Annotated in this window: 23 protein-coding genes and 1 riboswitch; of the genes, 19 read left to right on the top strand and 4 right to left on the bottom strand. The window is 52.5% G+C overall.

Annotation, left to right across the window (positions count from 1 at the left end):
* The first annotated feature begins 31 nt into the window (after positions 1-31).
* Positions 32-259, top strand: a riboswitch (cobalamin riboswitch).
* 200 nt (positions 260-459) lie between these two features.
* From FDX22_RS06900 to FDX22_RS06930, 7 genes are all read left to right on the top strand, one after another.
* Complete coding sequence (locus FDX22_RS06900) at positions 460-1,512, top strand: ABC transporter substrate-binding protein (RefSeq protein WP_137361825.1); 1,053 nt, start codon at positions 460-462, stop codon at positions 1,510-1,512.
* 65 nt (positions 1,513-1,577) lie between these two features.
* Complete coding sequence (locus FDX22_RS06905) at positions 1,578-2,642, top strand: iron ABC transporter permease (RefSeq protein WP_115258282.1); 1,065 nt, start codon at positions 1,578-1,580, stop codon at positions 2,640-2,642.
* The gene (locus tag FDX22_RS06910; protein WP_146716912.1) at positions 2,639-3,460 is read left to right on the top strand and encodes an ABC transporter ATP-binding protein; all 822 of its coding nucleotides are present in this window, start codon (positions 2,639-2,641) and stop codon (positions 3,458-3,460) included. Before FDX22_RS06905 ends, FDX22_RS06910 begins: the two co-directional genes overlap by 4 nt.
* A gap of 18 nt (positions 3,461-3,478) precedes the next feature.
* Positions 3,479-3,919: a pseudoazurin gene (locus FDX22_RS06915; protein ID WP_135911901.1), complete on the top strand. Its 441-nt coding sequence runs from the start codon at positions 3,479-3,481 to the stop codon at positions 3,917-3,919.
* 26 nt (positions 3,920-3,945) lie between these two features.
* The gene (gene petA / locus FDX22_RS06920; RefSeq protein WP_117342914.1) at positions 3,946-4,494 is read left to right on the top strand and encodes a ubiquinol-cytochrome c reductase iron-sulfur subunit; all 549 of its coding nucleotides are present in this window, start codon (positions 3,946-3,948) and stop codon (positions 4,492-4,494) included.
* A 1-nt stretch (position 4,495) separates the two neighbouring features.
* Positions 4,496-5,668 carry a cytochrome b N-terminal domain-containing protein gene (locus tag FDX22_RS06925; protein ID WP_146716913.1) on the top strand — a complete coding sequence of 391 codons (1,173 nt, stop codon included), beginning with the start codon at positions 4,496-4,498 and terminating at the stop codon, positions 5,666-5,668.
* A 4-nt stretch (positions 5,669-5,672) separates the two neighbouring features.
* A complete protein-coding gene (locus FDX22_RS06930; RefSeq protein ID WP_146717039.1) occupies positions 5,673-6,482 on the top strand; it encodes a cytochrome c1 in 810 nt (269 codons plus the stop codon).
* 46 nt (positions 6,483-6,528) lie between these two features.
* On the opposite strand, the gene ychH is transcribed toward FDX22_RS06930, so the two are convergent.
* Positions 6,529-6,807: a stress-induced protein YchH gene (gene ychH / locus FDX22_RS06935; RefSeq protein WP_045443721.1), complete on the bottom strand. Its 279-nt coding sequence runs from the start codon at positions 6,805-6,807 to the stop codon at positions 6,529-6,531.
* Between the two features lie 274 nt (positions 6,808-7,081).
* Between ychH and pth the strand changes: the two genes are divergently transcribed.
* From pth to FDX22_RS06950, 3 genes are all read left to right on the top strand, one after another.
* Positions 7,082-7,666 (top strand): aminoacyl-tRNA hydrolase, encoded by a 585-nt coding sequence (pth, locus tag FDX22_RS06940; protein WP_046275292.1) that lies wholly within the window; start codon positions 7,082-7,084, stop codon positions 7,664-7,666.
* 115 nt (positions 7,667-7,781) lie between these two features.
* Entirely contained in the window at positions 7,782-8,876 is a 1,095-nt protein-coding gene (gene ychF, locus FDX22_RS06945; RefSeq protein ID WP_096756754.1) for a redox-regulated ATPase YchF, read from the top strand.
* A 501-nt stretch (positions 8,877-9,377) separates the two neighbouring features.
* The gene (locus FDX22_RS06950) at positions 9,378-10,094 is read left to right on the top strand and encodes a YebC/PmpR family DNA-binding transcriptional regulator (protein ID WP_096756753.1); all 717 of its coding nucleotides are present in this window, start codon (positions 9,378-9,380) and stop codon (positions 10,092-10,094) included.
* 232 nt (positions 10,095-10,326) lie between these two features.
* On the opposite strand, the gene FDX22_RS06955 is transcribed toward FDX22_RS06950, so the two are convergent.
* Positions 10,327-11,424: an alkene reductase gene (locus tag FDX22_RS06955; protein WP_146716914.1), complete on the bottom strand. Its 1,098-nt coding sequence runs from the start codon at positions 11,422-11,424 to the stop codon at positions 10,327-10,329.
* Between the two features lie 102 nt (positions 11,425-11,526).
* Between FDX22_RS06955 and FDX22_RS06960 the strand changes: the two genes are divergently transcribed.
* The gene (locus tag FDX22_RS06960) at positions 11,527-12,438 is read left to right on the top strand and encodes a LysR family transcriptional regulator (RefSeq protein WP_146716915.1); all 912 of its coding nucleotides are present in this window, start codon (positions 11,527-11,529) and stop codon (positions 12,436-12,438) included.
* Positions 12,439-12,538: 100 nt separating this feature from the next.
* Here FDX22_RS06960 and FDX22_RS06965 read toward each other — a convergent pair whose 3' ends face one another.
* Positions 12,539-14,017: an ATP-binding protein gene (locus FDX22_RS06965; protein ID WP_146716916.1), complete on the bottom strand. Its 1,479-nt coding sequence runs from the start codon at positions 14,015-14,017 to the stop codon at positions 12,539-12,541.
* Between the two features lie 2 nt (positions 14,018-14,019).
* Entirely contained in the window at positions 14,020-14,733 is a 714-nt protein-coding gene (locus tag FDX22_RS06970) for a response regulator transcription factor (RefSeq protein ID WP_137361832.1), read from the bottom strand.
* A 349-nt stretch (positions 14,734-15,082) separates the two neighbouring features.
* On the opposite strand from FDX22_RS06970, the gene FDX22_RS06975 reads away from it, so the two are divergent.
* The 8 genes from FDX22_RS06975 (at position 15,083) to dhaM (ending at position 24,741) form a co-directional block, all read left to right on the top strand.
* Positions 15,083-15,613, top strand: coding sequence for a spore coat protein U domain-containing protein (locus tag FDX22_RS06975; protein ID WP_137399972.1), 531 nt, complete (start codon positions 15,083-15,085; stop codon positions 15,611-15,613).
* Between the two features lie 14 nt (positions 15,614-15,627).
* Entirely contained in the window at positions 15,628-16,350 is a 723-nt protein-coding gene (locus tag FDX22_RS06980) for a molecular chaperone (protein ID WP_146716917.1), read from the top strand.
* Entirely contained in the window at positions 16,322-18,685 is a 2,364-nt protein-coding gene (locus tag FDX22_RS06985; RefSeq protein WP_146716918.1) for a fimbria/pilus outer membrane usher protein, read from the top strand. The genes FDX22_RS06980 and FDX22_RS06985 overlap by 29 nt, the downstream gene beginning before the upstream one ends.
* A gap of 13 nt (positions 18,686-18,698) precedes the next feature.
* On the top strand, positions 18,699-19,667 hold the full coding sequence (locus FDX22_RS06990) for a spore coat protein U domain-containing protein (protein WP_146716919.1): 969 nt from the start codon (positions 18,699-18,701) through the stop codon (positions 19,665-19,667).
* Between the two features lie 318 nt (positions 19,668-19,985).
* Positions 19,986-21,260 carry a Glu/Leu/Phe/Val dehydrogenase gene (locus FDX22_RS06995; RefSeq protein ID WP_096756744.1) on the top strand — a complete coding sequence of 425 codons (1,275 nt, stop codon included), beginning with the start codon at positions 19,986-19,988 and terminating at the stop codon, positions 21,258-21,260.
* A 325-nt stretch (positions 21,261-21,585) separates the two neighbouring features.
* A complete protein-coding gene (gene dhaK, locus FDX22_RS07000; RefSeq protein WP_135911887.1) occupies positions 21,586-22,656 on the top strand; it encodes a dihydroxyacetone kinase subunit DhaK in 1,071 nt (356 codons plus the stop codon).
* An 11-nt stretch (positions 22,657-22,667) separates the two neighbouring features.
* The gene (gene dhaL / locus FDX22_RS07005; RefSeq protein WP_146716920.1) at positions 22,668-23,300 is read left to right on the top strand and encodes a dihydroxyacetone kinase subunit DhaL; all 633 of its coding nucleotides are present in this window, start codon (positions 22,668-22,670) and stop codon (positions 23,298-23,300) included.
* A 10-nt stretch (positions 23,301-23,310) separates the two neighbouring features.
* Complete coding sequence (gene dhaM, locus FDX22_RS07010) at positions 23,311-24,741, top strand: dihydroxyacetone kinase phosphoryl donor subunit DhaM (RefSeq protein ID WP_146716921.1); 1,431 nt, start codon at positions 23,311-23,313, stop codon at positions 24,739-24,741.
* The last annotated feature ends 67 nt before the right edge of the window (positions 24,742-24,808 follow it).

Here is a 24,808-nt window from a genome sequence, read left to right on the forward strand (position 1 = left end):
ATTACAGCGGTTGACGCAATATTAGCATACCGATACAGTCCGCTCCGACAGTATTTCAAAGCGCAGTCATGCTTTTGAAACGGAATATGGTGCGGATGATTTCTCTCTTATGCCATAGCTGCCCCCGCAACTGTAAGCGGATGCTGAATATCTCTGTGTAGTGATGATTCACTACAGGTCACTGTAAAATATTTTTATGGGAAGGCCGATATTCTGATTACCGTAAGCCAGGAGACCTACTGTCATGGTTTTATACATTGAGTGGACGGGATGGTCCATGGGGTGATTTATTTGACGAATGAACAAAATTGATTCCTGATCAAACTGGCAACAATATGTTTTATTTTCATATTATTTTGCCTGAATGTCATGATGAAATGTCATCTATCGTCATGCGCCTGTCCCGCGAAATAAATAATGACCAGACGCTGAAGCGCTGGCATCAACGGGACAATGATAATGTATTCTGTTTTTACCTCTGCTTATTGCAAATATTCACTTCTGGCGCTGACCGGCGCGGCACTCTTCCTGACCAGTAATATGGCGACGGCAGCAAAGACGCAATATCCGCTGACTATCAAAAACTGTGGTCGAGATATTACCTTTAATAAAGCCCCGCATCGCGTGACCACAGTGGGTCAGAACAGCACTGAAATCCTCTATTCTTTGGGTCTGGCCGATCGCGTTGTAGGCACATCGCTGTGGTTTGGCCCGGTTCCTGAACAGTACAAAGCGGCGAATGACAAGATTGCAGTCATCGCGCAAAACATACCCAGTTTTGAAGGCATTATCGCCAAAAAACCAGACCTGGTTGCCAGCCAGTTTGAATGGCAGATTGGCCCCGCGGGGACGGTTGCCTCTTATGAACAATTCAGTGAACTCAACGTTCCGGTTTATACCGCCCCTGCCGATTGTGCAAAAGACAATGAAGACGGCGGCGATGGTGTGCGTAAAGGCATGTTTGATATCGCCATGGTCTACCAGGAAGTTGCCGATCTGGCCAAAATCTTCGATGTGCAGGACAAGGGCGATGAGCTGATAGCCAGCCTCAAAGCCCGCGAGGCCGCAGCCAAAACGAAGATCACCGGCATGGAGAATAACGTTTCTGCCGTCTTCTGGTTCTCCAGCGCCGATCTGCAGCTTGATCCGTATGTTGCCGGTAAATTTGGCCCCGCCGCGTGGATCGCACAAACCCTTGGGGTAAAAAATGTCATTGATTCCGCGGAAGAGTGGCCGACTGTCGGCTGGGAAACCATTGCCAAAGCCAGTCCATCGGTGATTGTTCTCGGCGAGATGGGCCGTCGCCGTTTCCCGGCGGATGACTGGAAAGTCAAAATGGAATACCTCAAGTCTGACCCGGTTACCCGTCTTATCCCGGCGGTGAAAGACAACCACCTGCCGGTGATTGATGTCCAGACCATGAATGCGGGCATCAGAACCCTTGACGGGCTGGAAAAACTCGCCGATGCGCTGGTGCAATACGGTCTGGCACACCCGCAGGCCACTCATTAATCCTCGTCGCGCGTGATGTCATGCACGGGCATCACGCGCTTTCGCACTCAGGAAAGCCATCAACAATGAGCGAATTACGCAGGACGCGTCGGGCGATGAGTCAGTTTACCCAGCGAACGCTGCTGCACAGCCTGTGGGTCAGCGTAGTGATGTGCGGGGTGCTGCTGGCGGGGATCTCCATCGGTGAGACGTTTATCCCGTGGCAGCATGTCACCCACACGCTGGCAAACCACCTGTTTGGCAGCCAATATCCGGTAGACGCGCTGGATGCTGGGATCATCTGGAACTACCGCCTGACCCGTGCGCTTGTCTCTGCCTGCTGCGGTGCCTGTCTGGCCGTTTCCGGCGTGGTGCTGCAATCACTACTGCGTAATGCGCTGGCCGAACCTTATCTGCTGGGGATCTCGGCAGGGGCATCGACGGGAGCGGTGCTGATCGCGCTGACCGGGTTGGGTGCGGGGATTATCAGCATGTCGCTCGGGGCGTTTATCGGCGCGCTGACGGCATTTCTGTTTGTCGCACTGCTGGCCGTGGCCGCAAGGGGTAAAAACGGGTCCGCCACCACGCAAATTATTCTCGCCGGGATCGCCAGCTCGCAGCTGTTCAATGCCATTACCTCGCTCATCATTACCCGTTCGGCCAATGCCGAACAGGCACGCGGCATTATGTTCTGGCTGCTCGGCAATCTGAGCGGCGTACGCTGGCCCGATGTGGTACTGGCCATCCCGACCGCGCTGGTCGGCATCATCGTCTGCTTTTGCTACGCCCGCCATCTGGACGCATTTTCATTTGGCGCCGAGTCAGCGGCCTCGCTGGGCATCCCGGTTAAACGCACTCGCGGCGTACTGATTACCGCGGTGACGGGGATGACCGCCATTATGGTGTCGATTGTCGGGGCCATTGGCTTTGTTGGACTGGTTATCCCTCACGCTGCGCGTTTACTGGTGGGTAATCAGCATCACCGCTTGCTGCCCGTCAGCGCCCTGATTGGTGCCATTTTTCTTATTGTCGCGGACGTCATTTCACGCACCTTACTACCAGGGCAAGTACTGCCTATTGGGGTGATCACTGCGCTGGTTGGCGCGCCCGCATTTTCGATTATTTTGATCCGAGGGAACCCGAGCAAATGACGGTTAACCCACGTTTTACCACGCCGCTACGCGCGGTAAATACCGCCAACGATGTGGTCTGCGCTCAACATCTGCACTGGGAGGTGAAAGGCAAGGCCATCGTCAATGATGTCTCTTTTCAGGTCGCACCCGGCGAGTTTGTGGGCATTATCGGCCCCAACGGTTCGGGGAAAACGTCGCTCATTTCCCTGCTGGCCGGTTTACTCAAGCCCTCCAGCGGTAGCGTTTCGCTTAACCGCAAAGATATTCGCCGCTACTCACGCCGCCATCTGGCGCAAAAGGTCGCCCTGGTTGAGCAGCAGGCGGAAACCAGCGAGCGTCTGACCGCCATCCAGGCCGTGTCCCTTGGCCGCACGCCGTGGTTAAGTCTGCTGTCGCCGTGGTCACGGACCGACGACGTTATCGTGCAGACGATGCTGGAGAAAGTCTCCCTGCAAAACGTCCAGCATCGCTGCTGGCATACCTTCTCCGGCGGCGAACGCCAGCGCCTGCATATTGCCCGGGCGCTGGCACAACAGCCGCAGGTATTGCTGATGGATGAGCCAACCAATCATCTCGACATCCAGCATCAAATTGGCCTGCTTAACCTGGTTAAACGCGAAAAACTGACCGTGATTGCCGCCCTGCACGATCTGAATCATGCCGCGATGTTTTGCGATCGCATCATGGTGATGACAGCGGGACGACTGATCATGCAAGGCTGCCCTGCAGCTGTCTTCACCCGAGAAAATCTTAACAACTGGTTTGGCATCGATGCGATTGTCGAACGAGCTGCTGATGAGGCGAGCTGCTTTATTCGCTACCAACGGCCAGCGTAAATATCACAAGGAACCGCAATGAAATGTATTAAACAACGTTTACTCATCCTGTGCCTGTGCGCGTTCACCTCGACGGCGTTCGCACAAACGTATGAAGTGCTGATGAAAAACCGCGGTACCGGCGGACCGATGGTCTACGAGCCGGATTTTCTGGCGATCCAGCCGGGCGATAGCGTGAAGTTTGTTCGCAAGCACAAAAGCCACAATGCGGCCTCAATTGCCGAGCTGTCTCCTGCCGGGTACCCCGGTTTCATCGGCAAAATCGATGAGGAGATTGAAATCAAATACGACACAGCAGGCTTCTACGGCATCAAATGCTCACCGCACTATGCGCAGGGGATGATTATGCTGATCAAAGTCGGCGACGCCGTTTTACCCGACAGCTACCGCGCGTTTAAAGCCCCCGGCCTTGCCGATAAACGCTTTCAGGACATTTATACCCGCATTGAGAAACCCTGACAGCGCAATGAATAGAGGAGACGGCGGTGAATAAAAAAACGGACAGTGAGGCAATCCACACCCAGCGACGCGATTGCCTGTGTAAGTTGACAAAATTTGTCGGCGCTGCGGGGGTGACCGCAGCCGTCTGGCCACTCATTTCGGCGCTGGGGCCGGACGATAAAACCGTGGCAGAAAATGAGCCGGTGGATGTCTCTCTTGCGGGAGTAGCGGCTGGTCAGACGGTGAAACGAATCTGGCAGGGGAAACTGATCCTGATTCGCCACCGTACGCCAGACGAGATCACGGCGGCGCAGCAGGCCGACACCCGACTGTTGCTCGACCCGCAGGCAGACAGCGAGCGGGTCACGGCGGCGCATCCGCAGTGGCTGATCGTTCAGGGTTACTGCCCGCATGCCGGATGCGTGCCTAACGCCAACCCCAGCGGTCAGGGCTGGATTTGTCCGTGTCACGGCTCAGAGTTTGACACCTCCGGGCGCGTGACGCGGGGTCCGGCCACGGCAAATTTGGCGATCCCCGACTATGCCCTGGCCGCCGATGGTCTGAGTGTACGCCTTGGCACAAAAGAGGCCTGACATGAACGCAACGTCCCCGACAGCACCCCAGCGTCATGTGCAATTTCGCCTTCCGTTCCCCCGCTCCATTACCGGCGTGTGGATCTTTGCCGTCGGCATCATCTTGCTGGTCATGCTGGGCGTGCAAATTCTCTCCGGCATCGTGCTGGCAATGTTTTATGTGCCCACGGCAGATTCCGCGTTTGATTCCATTGTGCATATTATGCGTGCGGTCAGGCACGGGGAGCTGGTGCGTAATCTGCACGCCATTGGCGCCTCGCTTTTTTTCTTCGCCTGCTACCTGCATATCTTTCGCGCGATGTATTACAACGTGTACCGCAAACCGTATCTGAAGATGTGGGCCATCAGCGTAACGCTGTATGTGCTCCTGATGATCACCGCATTTCTCGGCTATAGCCTGATTTGGGGGCAAAAAAGCTATTGGGCCGCCACGGTCATCACCAGCTTCGCCCGCGCAATACCGTTCGTTGGCGATACGCTGTACACCTTTTTGGTCGGCGGGTATGCGCCCGGCACGCCGATGTTAGGCCGTTTTTATGTGCTTCACTTTATTATCCCCTTCGCCATTGTTGCGATGACGATATGGCATGTGCGTACCGTCCAGTCAGCGTTCGCCCACGCGATGAAAAAAACGTTCACCGCCCGAGAGTCGCAACGTCTGCTGTTTGATTTTCGCGTCACCGAACGCGATGCCCTCAAGCTGACACTGTTTTTAATGCTGTTTGCGTGGTTCTTATTTTTTGCGCCGCACTACCTCAGCAGTGCCGATAACTTTATCCCCGCCGACCCGACGGTCACGCCCGCCGTTGTCGCGCCCGAGTGGTATTTTCTGCCCTTCTTCTCCATTTTGCGCTGTTTTCCCAATGAGCTGGCGGGCATTGCCGCCATGTGCGCATCGGTGCTGATCTTCTATTTGTTACCCTGGCTGGATACCTCCCGCGCACGGTTTCGCCATTACAGCAAATGGATCAAACTCGGTTTCTGGATCTGGGTCGGCAATGTGTTCTTTTTAGGCTGGCTGGGTTCAAAAGCACTGGTCGGCCCCGACCTGCTGGACGGATTGAGTAACGATGACGGCTGGATCCGTGCCGCGTCTCAGCTTTCAACGCTTATCTATTTCGCATGGTTTCTGCTTGTGATGCCGTGTCGACGCTTACTGGAAAAACAGGACTGACATGATGGGACGATGGTTAACCTTTGCAGCCCTGAGCCTGGCGTCACTCTTCAGTCATGGGTATTGCGCGCCGCTTCCGCCCCCGCAGCCGTGGGTATTTAGCGGCGTGAACGGCGCTCACGACACTGAACAGTTACGTCGTGGTTTACAGGTTTACGAAGAAAAATGCCGGGCCTGCCACGGTATGAAATATCTCACCTTCAAAGAGCTGACCCAACCTGGCGGGCCGCAACTCACGCAAGCAGAAGCCAAAGCACTGGCCAGCGGCTATCTGTTTGCAACGGTTGAGGACGACGGACAACCGGGTGAACGTGACGGCAATCTGAACGATGTCTTCGCCTCCCCTTATCTGAACGATCAGGAAGCCAAATACCTCAACAATGGCGCACTGCCGGTGGATCTCAGCTATATCGTGCGGGCACGAAGCTACGATCGCGGGTTTCCGCAGTTTATCCTCGATGCGTTTATTCCCTACACTGACAGCGGTGCGGATTATATTTATGCGCTGCTAACGGGTTATTTACCCGACGATCCTGAGATGAAGGCAAACCGGTATTTTCCTGGTGGGATAATCAATATGCCAAAGCCGCTGGCAGATGGTGAGATTACCTGGTCCACGCAGTCTCATCTGCCACAAACCGAGCAACAGTACGCGCGCGATGTCACCGCGTTTCTGGCATGGGTTGCCGATCCGCAGCTGGCGTCAAGAAAACATCAGGGAATGTACGTGATGGGGTATCTGGCGGTGGTTGTGGCATTATTAGCACTATTACTGCGAATTCAGTCCCGCTCGCGCAAAAGCAAGACGAACTGAAAACCAGTCAGCGTAAGGCTGGCTGGTCTGCAGACAATGTCACGGTTTAGCTATGGCGTTGGCTATTATTACGACGACAGCGTTTGTCGTAATGGCGAACCCACCAGTAGCGGTCGCTGATTTGTTCGTGACCGCCGACGCGAGCCCCCGCCAGCCAGAGCACGCCGCCAACAAAAATACTGAGCACGGCACCGTGTGCAAAAAATTGTGGCAGGTTAAATTGCGGCAGCTGATTTAAGATTGAATAGCCCACACCGACAACCATCACCACCAACCCTAAAGCCATGAGCACGTTACCGAGTAACGAAGCGTTTTTGCGTTTCATGTGTCACCTCCGGAACTTTGGGTTGCTACAGAGAATACCCCTAATCCTTATGTGTAAAGTATAGACAACACTGCCGCTCGCAAGTGCGCCTGTGATCACAATTACAAACACTCATGCAACAAAACTTTACAAATAACCCACTGAACACACTCATTTTCTAATAGTCCAGCGAGGTAATTATTCATTTTTTGCCGGTACGCACGCAGTTTTTTGTCAAGCGCGCCGCCAGACAGTAAACTACACGCCGGTTATGGACACACTCAGGACAAAATACGTGACGATTAAATTGATTGTCGGTCTGGCGAATCCCGGCGCTGAATATGCGGCTACGCGACACAATGCCGGCGCATGGTACGTCGATTTGCTGGCAGAGAGATTACGCGCCCCCCTGCGCGATGAGCCGAAATTCTTCGGTTACACCTCCAGAGTGACGCTCGAGGGTGAAGATGTCCGTCTGCTGGTGCCAACCACATTTATGAATCTGAGCGGCAAAGCAGTCAGCGCGATGGCCAGCTTTTACCGGATCAATCCTGATGAGATTTTGGTCGCCCACGACGAATTAGATTTGCCCCCCGGCGTTGCCAAGTTTAAGCTCGGCGGCGGCCACGGCGGGCATAATGGCCTGAAAGACATCATCAGCAAGTTGGGCAATAACCCGAACTTTCATCGCTTACGCGTTGGAATTGGTCATCCCGGCGATAAAAACAAAGTTGTCGGCTTTGTTTTAGGCAAACCGCCTGTTTCAGAACAAAAGTTAATTGATGAAGCCATCGACGAAGCGGCGCGTTGTACAGAGATATTGTTCAAAGATGGCCTGACCAAGGCAACCAGCCGGTTACATACCTTTAAAGCACAATAAGCAGTGATGTGCGGCATTTTTCCCGCGTGCTGTGTATAATAGGCAAAGTTATTTACTTTTCTACAATCTGTTTTCCATAACAGGTTGAATATCAAAAGATTAAGGTGATTTAAACATGGGATTCAAATGCGGTATCGTCGGTTTGCCAAACGTAGGCAAATCCACCCTGTTCAACGCGCTCACCAAAGCGGGTATTGAAGCGGCTAACTTCCCGTTCTGTACTATTGAGCCGAACACTGGCGTTGTACCGATGCCCGATCCGCGTCTGGACCAGTTGGCTGAGATCGTCAAGCCGCAGCGTATTCTCCCGACTACTATGGAATTCGTCGACATTGCCGGTCTGGTAAAAGGCGCATCCAAAGGTGAAGGTCTGGGTAACCAGTTCCTGACCAACATCCGCGAAACCGAAGCGATCGGTCACGTGGTACGCTGCTTTGAAAACGACAATATCATTCACGTTAATAACAAAGTGGATCCGGCTGACGATATCGACGTCATTAATACCGAGTTGGCACTGTCTGACCTGGATACCTGCGAACGCGCGATTCACCGCGTGCAGAAAAAAGCCAAAGGCGGCGACAAAGACGCTAAAGCCGAGCTGGCCGCGCTGGAAAAATGCCTGCCGCATTTGGAAAATGCCGGGATGCTGCGTTCACTGACCAACCTGACGGACGAAGACAAAGCTGCCATCAAATACCTGAGCTTCCTGACCCTGAAGCCAACCATGTATATCGCTAACGTTAACGAAGACGGTTTTGAGAACAACCCGTACCTCGATAAAGTGCGTGAAATCGCGGCAGCTGAAGGTTCTGTGGTGGTTGCCGTGTGTGCGGCAGTTGAATCCGATATCGCCGAACTTGACGATGCCGATCGTGAAGAATTTATGGCTGAGCTGGGCATTGAAGAACCCGGTCTGAACCGCGTGATCCGCGCCGGTTACGAGCTGCTGAACCTGCAGACCTACTTCACCGCTGGCGTAAAAGAAGTCCGCGCGTGGACCATCCCTGTTGGCGCAACCGCCCCGCAGGCTGCCGGTAAAATCCACACCGACTTCGAGAAAGGCTTTATCCGCGCGCAGACCATCGCATTTGAAGACTTCATCACCTACAAGGGTGAGCAAGGCGCAAAAGAAGCCGGTAAGATGCGTGCAGAAGGTAAAGATTACATCGTCAAAGATGGCGACGTAATGAACTTCCTGTTCAACGTCTAAATAAGCTTTGTTGTCTCATGAGGTTTCGCTGAATCTCATAGGAATCGCAAAAAACTTTAAAACCCACGCAATTGCGTGGGTTTTTCATTTCATAGAGTCTCATTTAGCCTCAACGGCATCAGTCCAGAAAACGTCGAATATATCTTGTCGTGAGGATAGGAAATACCTATTGCCGCGGAGTCAGTCCAGTTTTCCAGATATTTTTGTCCACTCTGCGTAATTTAATAGTGTTTATTATCTGGATTATCACAATTATTTCTCCTGACTTATATATTATTATCTCAGCTCAATTGTTAACAATAAAAATAAAGCACCAGATGTAAATTTTAAAATGACCACCAAAAACACTAACCATTTATAAAATTATAAGTAACACACGTAAGATTGTCGTTTTTTATTTCTCATAGACGAGTATTTACATATCATGATATAATCTCACGGAAAAAATTCAGGTTAACAACCTGCATTTAATGTAAATAAATCTTTGAGGAGAGCATTCCAGTGGGACGTAAATGGGCCAATATTGTTGCTAAAAAAACGGCTAAAGACGGTGCAACGTCTAATATATATGCAAAATTCGGTGTAGAAATCTATGCTGCTGCTAAGCAAGGTGAACCAGACCCAGAATCAAACTCATCTTTAAAATTCGTTATTGAACGTGCGAAGCAAGCACAAGTCCCGAAACACGTTATTGATAAAGCAATTGATAAAGCCAAAGGCGGCGGCGATGAAACATTCGTGCAAGGTCGTTATGAAGGCTTTGGACCCAATGGCTCAATGATTATCGCTGAAACCTTGACGTCAAATGTTAACCGTACGATTGCTAATGTCCGCACAATTTTCAATAAAAAAGGCGGGAGTATCGGAGCGGCAGGCTCTGTCAGCTATATGTTTGACAATACTGGCGTCATTGTATTTGCAGGAACAGATCCAGACCGTATTTTTGAAATTTTGCTTGATGCTGAAGTTGATGTTCGTGATGTAACCGAAGAAGAAGGAAACATCGTCATTTATACTGAACCTACAGATCTTCACAAAGGAATTGCAGCTCTAAAAGCAGCTGGAATTACTGAATTCTCAACAACAGAATTAGAAATGATTGCTCAAGCAGAAATTGAACTCTCACCAGAAGATTTAGAAATCTTTGAAGGACTTGTTGATGCCCTTGAAGATGATGATGATGTTCAAAAAGTATATCATAACGTTGCAAATCTCTAATTATATATTAAAGAAATCTGTCGTTGTGGCAGATTTCTTAATCTTACAACTTTGTATATTAAAGCATATCCAGCCAGATGCATTGTTTTAAATTTACCCTGTCATTATCGCGCACAAAATATATCTTTTTGCCCATGGCATTATAGAATTAATATATCCACGCAATTGCGTGGACTTTTCATTTACCCTGTTATTGATGCCCGCCGTGATGGCCGTTAATACATCGCCATAGTTAATTCAGAAATGGGTAATCGGTATAACCCACTTCGCTACCGCCAAACAGCGTCGCTGGGTTACCCATTTCTGAAAGTGGCAGGTTTTCTTTCAGGCGACGTGGGAAATCTGGATTAGCGATAAAGGGACGTCCGAAAGCGACCAGATCTACGATCCCTGCCGATAACAGTTTGTCGGCTTTTTCACGGGTGTAATTCCCCGCCACAATAATCGTACCGCTAAAAGTCGCCCGTAAGGTCTCCCGGAACGCATAGGGCACCTGCGGCGCATCATCCCAATCCGCTTCCGCCAGATGAATAAAGGCAATACCTTTTGATTCACACCAGGCCGCCAGAGCCAGAATAGCGTCAATAACCTGCGGGTCATCCATGCCACGCTGGGTGATGTACGGGGCCAGACGGATACCGGTACGCTCTGCACCAATGGCCTCGCTGATCGCTTCCAGTATCTGCTGGGCGAAACGCACACGGTTGTCCAGACTACCGCCGTATTCATCGGTTCGTTGGTTTGAAGAACGGCGCAGGAACTGGTCAATCAGATACCCGTTGCCACCGTGAACTTCCACGCCATCAAACCCCGCTGCCACCGCATTGAGGGCCGCCTGCCGGTAATCTGCTATTACCCGTTGAATATCAGCTGTCGTTAGCTCACGTGGAACCGGGCAGTCGACCATTTCACCGATACCCTCATTGTTTACCACCCACACCTGTGCGTGCGGTGATAACGCAGAAGGAGCTACAGGTTGGCCGTCCGGGTGAAAACTTGCATGGGACATACGCCCCACATGCCACAACTGGGAGAAAATCGTACCTCCTGCGCGATGGACCGCATCTGTTACCAGACGCCATCCCGCCACCTGTTCAGCAGAATGAATGCCTGGTGTCCAGGAGTAACCCTGCCCTTGGGCAGAAATCTGTGTTGCTTCGGTGATGATAAGACCGGCGGTGGCGCGCTGCTGATAATACTCAGCCATAAGTGCGCCAGGAATATTACCGGGCTGGACAGTACGGGCACGAGTCATCGGTGCCATGACAATACGGTTTTTTAGTACACGTTTGCCAATAGATGTTGTCTCGAAAAGGGAATGTTGTGGCATGTTCTGCTCTCCTGAGCGGTTAACTATGGCTTGACTTTATGTCATGCAAGTCGCTTTGATAATGGCAGTAATAATTGATTATCTTTTCAGGAAAACGGAATAATGGGTAAATTCGAAGATATGACGTTACTGGTGGAAGTGGTTGAAGCTGGTGGTCTGGCCGCTGCAGGGCGTCGGATGAACCTTTCCCCCGCCACCATGACTGCACGATTAAAGGCGCTGGAAGAACGTTATCAAACCCGGCTGTTTAATCGTTCAACCCGGGCTATCGCATTGACGCGAGCCGGGGAGGAGTTTTACCACGCCGCACTTCGTGTGCAGGAGGAGATGACACAGGCAGAATCAAAACTGACGCAGAAGGACGGACTGCTCAGCGGCAGCCTGCGTATTTCAGCCCCCTCGGACTTTGGCCGACAGTATCTTTCCCCTGCGCTTCTCGATTTCTCCCGTTTGCATCCTGAAGTCAGAAGCTCCGTTTATCTCAGTGAGAGCGTGGTGGATTTGATTGTCAACCGTCTGGATATGAGCGTGCGTTTCGGGAACTTGCCGGACAGTAATCTGGTCACAAAATTCATCCGTCCTAATTATCGAGTGCTGGTTGCGTCAAAAAGCTACCTTGAAGCTCACGGAACGCCTCAGTATCCGGATGAATTACACGGGCACCGCTGCCTGGTGATGGAGCAGCGCGGCACGCTGATGAACGAGTGGCGTTTTGAAGAGCAAAATGAAACCGCGGTGGTGCAGGTCACGCCGGCAATGGTATGTGATGACGGCGCCTTGCTTCGTCAGTGGGTACTGGCCGGAGCGGGTATTGCCAGCAAATCCTGGTGGGATGTGAAGCAAGATGTGGAACAAGGGCGACTGAGCGTTTTATTTGCTGAGACTTTTATCGGCTTCAGCCGCCATGACAAGAAACACGTTGGTCTGCAGTTTGTCTACCCTCAACGGCGTTTTCAGCCGTTGCAGGTGACGGCTTTCAGTGAGTTTTTCATTAGCTGGCTGGATAATGAATAACGCAGCTACTATCGGTTTTACGGCCGTGCAGCCACCTGGCGACACCGTTCACCTTCATCTGCGCACGTAGCCATTGAAGCTGGTATCACGGATAACTGGTTCAAATATGTGGGCCCGTCGTTAAGCCAAAGCGAAAACAAGCCCCGCTTTTCGGCGTATCCACCAGCGCAATTTCGCTACCATGTAGCTGTAGCATCTGGCGGACGATCATCAACCCCAGTCCCCCTACTCGAACACCTGACGGATTCGCAATCGAAGGACGGATGAATAATCCCTCCATCAATTCTTGCGGGATCCCAGGACCGCTGTCGCTAATTTGCACCATCACTTTATCCGCTTCTCGCCACAAACGCACAGCAACAGTGCCGTTGTCGGGAGTATGGCGAATCGCATTATCCAGCAGGTTGGTCAGCACCCGTTCGATCATCCCGAGGTCTGCATCAATAAGCGGCAGGCCTGGCTGAATATCTGCCAGCAATGCCAGCTGTTTAGTCTGGGCAGAAAGTTCAAATTTCTGGAAAACATCCTGCAGCAGTTCACTAATCGAGAATTTCTCTTTCTGCGGTTTAACCACACCATATTCCAGACGAGCCAGCTCAAACAGCGACTGGGAGAGCGCACCCACCTTTTGGCTCTGTGCGAGAGCAATATTAAGGTAGCGCTGCTTCTCAGCGTCGCTCAGGCTGGCTGACATTACGGACAGGCTTTCAAGGTAGCCGTGTAGTGAGGTTAATGGCGTGCGCAAATCATGGGAAATGTTGGCGATAAACTCACGTCGTAACTGCTCTTGTTGTGCAAGACGATGCCACTGTTCTGCAATGCGCTGGGCCATCGAGATAACCCCTTGTCGCAGTTGGCTAATTTCATCGTTACTGGTATTGATTTGCCGGGGCTGCGCCGCCATTGCCTGCATTTCTTCTATCCCACCGGTTTCCAGGACATGGACTTGAGCAGACAATTCGCGCAAGGGACGAGTTATCCAGCGCAAGGCGAGTGCCCCCACCACCAGCCCCAACAATGCAACAAGGCTGATGGACAGTAAGACTATCTTCAACAACGCATCAAATTGCGCATTGCTGTTTAAGGCGTTGTAATTTTCCCCGAGCAAAATTACATACAAGTAGCCTTTTATCTGCCCATCCTGACGCATTGGCGACACGCTAAACACTTTCTTCGCATCAAGGCTACGCGGATCGTCGCCGTAAATAGGGTAATGAGGATTATTTAATGCCGAGTGTATTGGCTGTAAATCAACCCGCTGACGTTTGATGTGCCCTTCCGGCGCCGCATCACCAATAATATTGCCCTCTTTGTCTAGTAAATAAACTTCTACACTGGGATTCACCGCCATCAGATGATCAAATAAATTACGCATCGACTCTTTATTAAGGCCATCGCGTTCAAGCAGAGGGTAACTTTGGTTGATATGCCCGGCAAGATCCGCAGAAAGCTGCTGAATTACGGCCTTACTGTATTCAGTACTGGTTCGCACCTGCAGCCAGCCCAACAGGGCACACGACGTAATAAACAGGAGAGCAAAAACCAGCGTTAAACGCTGTGAAAGTGTATAAGTTCGCATGGTTACTCGCGTGGCTGTGCGGTGAATTTATAGCCCTTTCCCCAGACGGTACGGATAAAGTTAGGTTCCGCCGGGTTATCCTCAATTTTGATCCTTAAACGATTGATATGTGTATTCACCGTATGCTCATAGCCTTCATGTTCGTACCCCCAGACCTGATTTAGCAGACTCAAACGGGAAAAGACTTTATCCGGATGTCTGGCAAAAAAATAAAGCAAATCAAACTCTCTGGGCGTCAACTCCACCGACTGATGATTAAGTTGAACATCCCGAGCCAGCGGATCAATAGAGAGGTTATCAAAAATCAGTACACCAGCATCCAGCCGTAAATTCTTACTCATTGCTTCCTGACGGCGAAAGAGCGCCTTTACACGGGCGACCAGTTCAAGCATTGAAAACGGTTTCGCAAGGTAATCATCAGCCCCCAGTTCAAGACCGAGAATACGATGGGTTTCACTTGAACGAGCGCTGATAATAATGATGGGCGTATAACGCGTCATCGTTCTGGCATGGCGACAGATTTCAAGCCCGTCAACGCCAGGCAGCATTAGATCCAGGATTAGCGCATCCCACCCCCCCTGGTTAAGTAACGCCATACCAATATTGCCATTTACCGCATGCGTCACCGTAAAACCCTCCTCACGCAGATGAAGCTGTAACAGCTCAGCGATGTTTTCATCGTCTTCTACGATAAGTAATTTCTTATCCTGATTCACTTCATTGTCCCCCACGATCCCGATACTGAAAGTCTACACAACAAGCGGGTAGAAAGTTGTCACATTTAATTTAACTTTGCGTGAAGCATCGGGGAATAACCACGTTTTCACATTGCGTGTATCAGGATGCATTAATTGCAGAATGCGGATTTTAGAAACGGTAATAACTGAATAATACTCACCTGTTGGTACTATTTTTTGTCGACGCCATCACCTTTTTCCTAAGTAAAATTCATTAGACCAACTGGCGTACGACTCATACTTATCCTAGGGTTAGAATATGTCTCCATATGCCGCATTATTGTATTTTTAAAGTAAAAAATGTGGTTATTTGAAAAAGGTAAAGAATATGGCTCCAGTTATCCTCACTCGCTTAATTCTTTGTTGCAGCGCCTTTTCCATCATTTCAGCGGCTGATGCTGTTACCGCAAACGGCACGTTTCAGGTGCTAATGACGATTCAAAAAGCCTGTACCGTTACCGCAGGTTCAGGGTCAAATATTGCCCTGGGATCGGTCAATGCCACTGCGACAAATACATCGGCCAGTAATACCATTTCCATTAATTGCTCCAAGACGACACCTTATTTTATAGGTCTGGCACCTTCGGTCGCTAACGGCGGGAATACCACGGGCAGAGGGGCAATGTCCTCGGTGGCCAACGCAGCAACCAACACGGATAAAGTGCCGTACCAGTTGAACCAAACGTCTGCAACGGGTCCGGTTTGGGGTAATACAGCCACTGCGGAAAGCGTGGGAAATGGGGTGGCCTCGACCGGAACCGGGCTGGGACAAAGCTTCACTGTGTATGCCACCGCTCCGAGCGCCAACTTCACGCCTGATGACTATGCCGATCTCGTAACGGTTAACGTTAACTACTAACCTCAGGACGACCCATGACATTGAAACTGCCTGTGCAGCGGTGCGCCTTCGCGTGTCTGTCAGGAATAGCCATGAGCATTAATATCGCGGCGGCAAGCGGGCTGCAAATAGCGCCGGTTACGCTGACACTGCAGGCGACGCAAAATGCCGACGGTATCTGGTTAAGCAACGCAGGTGAAAACGTGCTGAATGCGCAGGTGCGCGTTTTCCACTGGCGTCAGGGAGCAGACGGCGATACGTTGTCACCCTCTCAGGGACTGGTCATCAGTCCACCCATGCTGGCATTAGCCCCGGGTGAACGACAGCTCATCCGCGTGATTCGAACCGCGCCGCCATCGGCGTCTGTTGAAGAGGCCTATCGCTTATCCATTGATGAATTACCCCCTGCAAAATTACAAAAAAATAAACTGAAATTTGTGATGCATTATTCCGTGCCCGTGTTTATTCAACCCACAACGCAGGCTGACACAGCGGCAAAATTACAGTGGAAACTGCAACAGCGTGACGGCAAACACTTTCTTGAAGTCAGTAATCAGGGAAACGCTCATGCCCAATTATCCGCCGCCACATTTATACAACGTAATGGCGCGAAAAAAGTGATCAGTCCAGGACTGCTAGGCTACGTTCTTCCAGGTTCAACGATGCGGTGGATAGTCTCCCCGTCAGCCAGTGATACTCATTACGGCGGAAAAGTTGAAGTCACGGTCAATGGCCAAAAAACAGTACAAGAACTCTGACTGGCTCTGGCTTGTGGTGAAATATGGCGTACTTAATGGGGCCTTACTCTCGGGAATGGCCTGCGTGCACGCACAGACAAACACCCCAACGGACACGGGCATTATTCGTGATGAGTCCCCCTTGCCCGGAGTCGATTTATATCTCGACGTGACGGTCAACGGCAATGCCGCTGGATTGGTTCATTTTGGCTATGAAAACGAAAAGCTGTACGCCAGTGCCAATACCCTACGCACGCTGGGTTTTCGTCTACCAGAGGAAACTACTCAGCCTGTCGGGCTGTATGATATTGCGCAGCTGAACGTTGACTACAATAAACAACTGCAAACGCTGGCGCTAACCGTACCACTAAGTGAACTCGACCTTGCCACCACCCAGCTTAACCCACCCGCAGAAACTGCCCCGATGGCCTCCACCGCGGGCGGCGCATTGCTCAATTATGATATTTACGCAGAGCAGGGTGACGCCAGCAGCATTAATACGTTTAGCGAACTGCGCGCTTTTAATGGTTCAGGGGTGTTAAGTACCACTCAACTCACCCAGTACTCCACTGAAACCGATGCCGATAACGCCTTTTACCGACTGGATACCAGCTGGCGCTCATCATTCCCGGAAACGATGCTGGCACTGACCGTGGGGGATACGCTGACCAGTTCGCTCACCGGCTCCCGCCCAACCCGCATCGGCGGGATTCAAATTGGGACCGATTTTGGTTTGCAGCCGTATATGCCAACCACCCCGCTTCCCGCGTATCTCGGCTCCGCAACGGTGCCGTCCAACGTAGAGTTGTATGTCGACGGGGTCAGGTACTACAACGGTGAAGTCCCGGCGGGCAGTTTTCAGATCAACACCTTGCCAAATATCAGCGGTGCGGGGACGGGTCAAGTGATGATGACAGATGCGCTGGGCAGAACGACGGTGCAAAATTTCTCTTTTTACAACGATCAACAGCTGCTGCGCGAAGGTCTGACCTCGTGGTCAGCCGAGATTGGGGTGGTGCGCGAAAACTACGGGTACGCCTCATTTGAGTATGCCAGCGCCCCGGCGATCAGCGGGACATGGCGTCGGGGATTCAGCAGTAACTTCACCGCAGGTGCGCACGCCGAAACCAGCGACGGGCTGATTAATGCCGGTTTCAGCAACGACTGGATCCCAGATATCCACAGCGGCACATTCTCTACGGCATTGGCGGCAAGTGCGGACGCCGGGAAAAACGGTTTTTTATACAGCATGGGATACCGCTGGTCCGGAGAGAAATTCAATTTCAGCACCAGTACTACCGCCACCTCCGGCGATTATCGTGATGTGGCGACCCATTATGGCGAACCACCACCGACGCTGAGCAGCAACACGGTGGTGGGCTATTCGCTGGCGTCCGCCGGAAATATCAGCCTGAGCTACCTGCAATTTCGCTACCCGCATGAAAGCGCCGTGCGCTATGCCAACGCCAGTTGGTACAAGTCCCTCACTGATACCGTGTCCCTTAACGCAGGGTTCAACCAGAACGTTGATGACAACCGCGACCGCAGCGTCTACCTGATGGTGACCGTCACCACTCCTCGTAATCTGAGCGTCAGCAGCACCATCCAGCGTACGAATGACGAAACCGGCTACCAGTTGAATGCCAGCCAGACGCCGCCAGCTGACGGGGGCTGGGGCTGGAACGTCGCCGCCAGCCAGCAAGCATCTCAACAAAGCGGCCAGGGGGAAGTAGGTTATTTAGGTCGTTACGGGAAAGCGTACACCGGCTTCAGCCAATTGCCGGATAACCACTATGGCTATGCCGGTGCGACCGGGTCCGTGGTGATGATGGGCGGCGGCCTGTTTGCCGCGCGTGAAATTAGCAATGGCTTTGCCGTGGTGTCGACCGACGGCATTCCCGACGTTCCCATCAAGCTACAAAACAACGTGATCGGCAGCAGTGATGACAATGGCCTGCTGCTGGTTACCTCCCTGAACAGCTATCAAAAAAACCAGATCAGCATTGACCCGATGGACCTGCCCGCCAATATGCGCATCACTCACGTCGAGGCGAATGCCACCCCTGCAGACCGTTCCGGCACGCTGGTCAGTTTTGGCATTACGCCAATACGCGCCGCGCAGGTGATCCTCGTCGATGAACAGGGGCAGGCTATCCCCGAAGGCAGCATGGCCATTGCCACCACTGGCGCGGGCCAGTCATCACTTGTTGGGTTTGACGGGATGACCTGGTTCGACACGTTGGAACAACACAACGCTCTGCGTATTAAGACAGAAACCGGTACCTGCAGCGTCAAATTTGACTACCCGGCCTCAGCGCGAGGCATCGTGCAAATTGGCCCACTGGTATGCCGATAACAGGAGTAATTTTATGTGGCTAAGAAATCTGCCCCTGATTAGCGGATTACTCGTAAACCCAGGATTCGTTTACGCGGTCACCTGTTCAGTAAGCAACGTGCAGCCGGTTAATTTTGGCGCCGTCAATCCACTGCCAACGTCAGCTGTAACATCCGCGATGACCTTTAACTACAGCTGTGCTAAAGAGCTGGGCGACGTGCTGGCGGGGATTAATCTGTGCTTTAATATTGGCATCTCCGGCGTCAGCGGCCAGGTCACCACGAGGAATATGTCATTGAGTGGTACGCCAGCCAGAACGCTGACCTATCAGCTGTACCAGGACGCGGGACATAGCAAAATATGGGGAAGTCAGTATCAGTCGGGCGCCACCTTCCCGATGGTAAAGCTCAACTTACTTAACCTGACACCGGTGACCGGTACGCTGACGGTGTACGCGAAGCTCAACACCCCGCAAACGACCGCCGTGCCGGGAAACTATCAGGATAGCTATACGACGGCAACAGCTCTGGTGACGCTCAATCCCGGTCTGGTTTTGCCACCCACGACCTGTGGTGATACCGTCGCCGCCAGGCTACCCTTCACCGTCTCGGCCAACGTCACAAAACAGTGCGCGATCGGCTACGCCAATAACATTACCTTTAACCCGTCTAAAGCCACTGACCGCAACGTCACGGCAAGCAGTGCACTCGGGGTCGCCTGCACCAATAACACTCCCTATACCATTGGATTGCAGCCTTCCAATGGGAATACATCAGGTTATGGTGTATTGAAAGGAACCGGGGCCAATCAGGATAAAGTGCCGTATCAGCTAAGTTCAACACCTGGCCCGACGGGGACTATCTGGGGAAATACGTCGCTTAATGCAGTAGCAGGCACAGGTACGGGGTTAACCACCGATTATCCGGTGTATGCCACCGTTCCGAGCAGCAATTTTACCCCTGATAACTATGCCGATACGGTGACCATCTCGGTGACCTACTGAGAGCAGAAATGCAATAAGGAAAATACAATTTATTATCATATTCTTTACTTTTAGAGGTGCGTCATAAATCTGACAAATAGCAAGCCGCACATCTTATGCACTGCAACTGGTTTATTATCAAAAAAACCGCCAAAAACCCTGTGAATCCCGGATAATTATTCACATTCCAACTAAAAACCTAACCCACAGACATGACAATCCGTGCCCTGAAGGCAGGCCGTTGTTTGAAAAAAATGTTAAATTTACGTTTATATGGTGAGATCCACTGTATACCACGGCGAAATTAAGCACATATTACTTTTATAACTAAGGTTTATCATGGATAAGTTATCTTACGCTTCAGATAGCAGCACATCTGCCTGGAATACCTACCTGCAACAAATCGAGCGTGTGGCCCCGTACTTGGGTGAACTTTCCCACTGGGTGGATACCCTGCGTCACCCAAAACGCGCATTGATTGTCGATATCCCGGTGCAAATGGATGACGGTACCATCCGCCATTTCGAAGGATACCGCGTGCAGCACAACCTCTCCCGAGGCCCAGGTAAAGGCGGCGTGCGTTATCATCCTGATGTTGATCTTAACGAAGTGATGGCTCTTTCTGCGTGGATGACCATCAAATGCGCCGCGCTTAACCTGCCATATGGCGGTGCGAAAGGTGGTGTTCGCGTCGATCCTTTCTCGTTGTCTGAGGGCGAACTGGAGCGTTTGACCCGCCGCTATACCAGTGAAATCGGCATTATCATCGGACCGCAGAAAGATATTCCTGCCCCGGATGTCGGTACCAACGGGAAAGTCATGGCGTGGATGATGGATACTTACTCCATGAACCACGGCACTACCGTGACCAGCGTGGTCACCGGTAAACCAATCCATCTTGGCGGCTCTCTGGGTCGTGATAAAGCCACCGGTCGCGGCGTATTCGTCAGCGGTCTGGAAGTAGCGCGCCGTGCCAACATCGCCGTTGAAGGCGCTCGCGTGGCGGTGCAAGGTTTTGGTAACGTGGGGAGTGAAGCAGCTCGCCTGTTCGCCGGTGCGGGTGCACGCGTGGTCGCTATTCAGGATCATACCGCCACCCTGTTTAATACCACCGGGATCGACATGACTGCGCTGACTGCATGGCAGTTAGAGCACAAACAAATTGCCGGTTTCCCGGGTGCTGAAACCATCGCCAGCGAAGCGTTCTGGAGCGTGGAGATGGATATTCTGATCCCGGCTGCGCTTGAAGGCCAGATCACCCGTCATCGCGCGGAAACGCTGACCTGTAAGCTGGTGCTCGAAGGCGCAAACGGCCCAACCTACCCGGATGCCGATGACGTACTGGCCAGCCGCGGTATCGTTGTGGTACCTGACGTGGTCTGTAACGCCGGTGGCGTTACCGTCAGCTACTTTGAATGGGTGCAGGACATGGCAAGCTTCTTCTGGAGCGAAGAAGAGATCAACGCGCGCATGGATAAGATCATGACCGACGCAATGGTCCACGTGTGGGAAAAAGCCGCGGAGAAATCCTGCTCTCTGCGTACTGCCGCCTACATTGTCGCCTGTGAGCGTATTCTGCTGGCGCGTAAAGATCGTGGTATCTATCCGGGCTAAGACCGGACTCCGCTCTTGCGAACAAAACCACCTGCAATGCAGGTGGTTTTTACTTCACCTCCCCACGCTGAGGCGTTTTGCGCTAAACCTGCCGCATCTCTCATTTCCGCTGTTTTATGCACCACTACGTTTCAATACGGAACATTTATCAGCGAAGATGTTCCGTATTGAAACGCTCATTACGGCAATTTTCTTTTGACAACCCATATGCAAAATTACCTTATCGGCAGCGAGAGGTCGCCGTGGCGCTGTACATCACCGATACCCTACACCAGATGTCTGCCGTTTTTTGCAGCCATCTCAGGACTGTCTACGGAGCATAAAAATGAAAAAATTGATCAACCGTGTTGAAGACGTACTGAATGAACAACTCGCCGGGCTGGCAAAAGCCTACCCTTCTCTGGCGCTGCATCAGGACCCGGTATACGTCACTCGTGCTGACGCGCCGGTGATGGGTAAAGTGGCGCTACTTTCAGGTGGCGGCAGCGGGCATGAACCAATGCACTGCGGCTATATTGGTCAGGGCATGCTTTCCGGTGCCTGTCCGGGGGAGATTTTCACCTCGCCAACCCCGGACAAAATGTTCGAATGCGCCATGCAAATTGACGGTGGCGAAGGCGTGCTGCTAATCATCAAAAATTACACCGGTGACATTCTGAATTTTGAAACCGCTACCGAGCTGTTGCACGAAAGCGGCGTCAAGGTCACGACCATGGTTGTTGACGACGACGTAGCGGTAAAAGATAGCCTGTATACCGCCGGACGTCGCGGTGTTGCGAATACCGTGCTGATTGAAAAACTGGTCGGCGCGGCTGCCGAGCGCGGAGACTCGCTGGAAGCGTGTGCCGCATTGGGTCGCAAACTGAATAACCTCGGTCACTCTATCGGCATTGCTATCGGCGCCTGTACTGTCCCGGCCGCAGGGCAACCTTCGTTTACGCTGCAGGATAACGAAATGGAGTTTGGCGTCGGCATTCATGGGGAGCCGGGGATCGACCGACGCGCCTTCTCTTCCCTCGACCAGACCGTGGATGAAATGTTCGACACCCTGCTGGAAAACGGTCACTACAGCCGTACGCTGCGCCACTGGGACAACATCCAGGGTGCCTGGCAGGAAGGTAAAGAAACCAAACAAGCGCTGCAACAGGGCGACCGCGTCATTGCGCTGGTCAATAACCTTGGCGCAACGCCGCTATCCGAGCTGTTCGGCGTCTATAACCGTCTTGAAAGCCGCTGTCAGGATGCGGGTATCATCATCGAACGCAATCTGATTGGCTCTTACTGTACCTCTCTGGATATGACCGGCTTCTCCATCACCCTGTTAAAGGTCGATGACGAAACGCTGAACCTGTGGGATGCACCGGTACACACCCCTGCTCTCAACTGGGGTAAATAAGGAGATTCATAATGTCCCTCAACAGAACACAAATCGTTAACTGGCTTTATCGCTGCGGTGAAATATTTATCACAGAAAGTGATTTTCTGACCGGTCTGGACCGGGAAATTGGCGACGCCGACCACGGCCTGAACATGCACCGTGGCTTCAGTAAAGTGGTCGAAAAACTGCCGTCCATTGCGGATAAAGACATCGGTTTCATTTTGAAAAACACCGGCATGGTGCTGCTTTCCAGCGTCGGCGGGGCCAGCGGTCCACTGTTCGGTACCTTCTTCATCCGCGCCGCACAGGTGACTCAGGCCCATCAGAGCCTGACGCTGGACGAGCTGTATCAAATGATGCGCGATGGCGCAGAAGGCGTGATTAGCCGAGGTAAAGCCGAGCCTGGTGACAAAACCATGTGTGATGTCTGGGTGCCGGTGGTCGAGTCGCTACGTCAGTCCTGCGAACAAAAACTGAGTGTACAGGCGGCGCTGGACACGGCGAGTCAACAAGCAGAAGCGGCTGCACAAAGCACCATCACCATGCAGGCACGTAAAGGTCGTGCCAGCTATCTGGGTGAGCGCAGTATCGGGCATCAGGATCCCGGCGCAACGTCGGTGATGTTTATGATGCAAATGCTGGCTCAGGCCGCCAGAGAGTAAGGATAAAGCGATGGTAAACCTGGTTATTGTGTCTCATAGCGCACAGTTGGGCGCAGGCGTCGGCGAGTTAGCCCGACAGATGTTAATGGGCGAAGGGTGCAAACTCGCGATCGCCGCGGGCATTGACGATCCCGATAATCCTATCGGCACCGATCCAATTAAAGTGATGGAAGCCATTGAGTCCGTCGCGGACACGGATCACGTGCTGGTGATGATGGATATCGGCAGCGCGTTATTAAGTGCGGAAACCGCCCTGGAACTGCTCGATCCGACGATCGCCGCGAAGGTACGCTTGTGCGCAGCCCCGCTGGTAGAAGGCACCCTGGCCGCAACGGTCAGCGCCGCAGCAGGTGCCGATATCGACCGCGTCATTCGCGATGCCATGAGCGCCCTCGATGCCAAATATGCGCAACTGGGTTTACCACCGTCGTCCCCGGTCGTGACCTCGCCGGAAGACCTCTCTGCTGATGACGAGGCCCGCTCTGTTGCCGTGGTGGTCAAAAACCCCAACGGCATCCACGTTCGCCCGGCGTCACGGCTGGTCTCCACGCTGTCTGGCTTTCGCGCCGACATGCTGCTTGAGAAAAACGGTAAGTGCGTGGTCCCGGACAGCCTGAACCAAATCGCGCTGCTGCAGGTGCGTTGTAATGACACGCTGCGCTTAATTGCCAAAGGTGAACAGGCCGACGACGCGCTGGCGGCATTCAAACAACTGGCTGCGCAGAACTTTGGTGAGTCCGTTGAACAGCCACATACCGGCGGCATCACCAACTCAGCACCGATACAAGCAACGGGGATGGCCTTTTGCTATACGCCGGTCGCCGCAGAGGTAGCCCCGCAGCCTGCCACCGATTTACCGTACGAACAGCAGCGGTTACAGGCGGCAATCCGCAATACGCTGGAGGATCTGAACTGTTTAACAGCGCTTGCCGAAGAGAAATACTCCGCCGATATCGCCGCGATTTTCTCCGGCCACCACACGCTGCTGGACGATACCGAGTTATATGACATGGCCTGCGCTATCATGCGCGAAAAACAGTGTCGCGCCGAACATGCCTGGCATACGGTATTGAGCGACCTGAGTCAGCAGTATCTCCAGCTCGACGACCCCTATTTGCAGGCGCGGTATATCGATATTGACGATTTACTGTACCGCTCACTGCGGCATTTGACCGGAATACCCGCTCAAATCCCGACCTTTATTCGCCCGACAATCCTGGTGGCAGACGTCATTTACCCGTCCACCGTACTGCAGTTGGATCCGCTGACCATCAAAGGTATCTGTTTGCGCGCGGGCAGCGAGGCGTCCCATTCGGCAATCATTGCCCGCGAGATGGGGATCGGCTGGGTATGCCAGCAGGGTGAGGCGCTCGACGCCATCAAAATGGGGGACACCCTGACCCTTGACTGCGCGGCACATCAGGTCATCCGCGTGGGCTAAACGCCGCTGCACGTCCTGTTATCACAAAGGGCGTGCAGCTTTCACATCACGTGCAGAAACCTCTGTT

This window comes from Citrobacter sp. TBCS-14 (genome assembly GCF_005280805.1).
Classification (GTDB): Bacteria; Pseudomonadota; Gammaproteobacteria; order Enterobacterales; family Enterobacteriaceae; genus Citrobacter; species Citrobacter gillenii.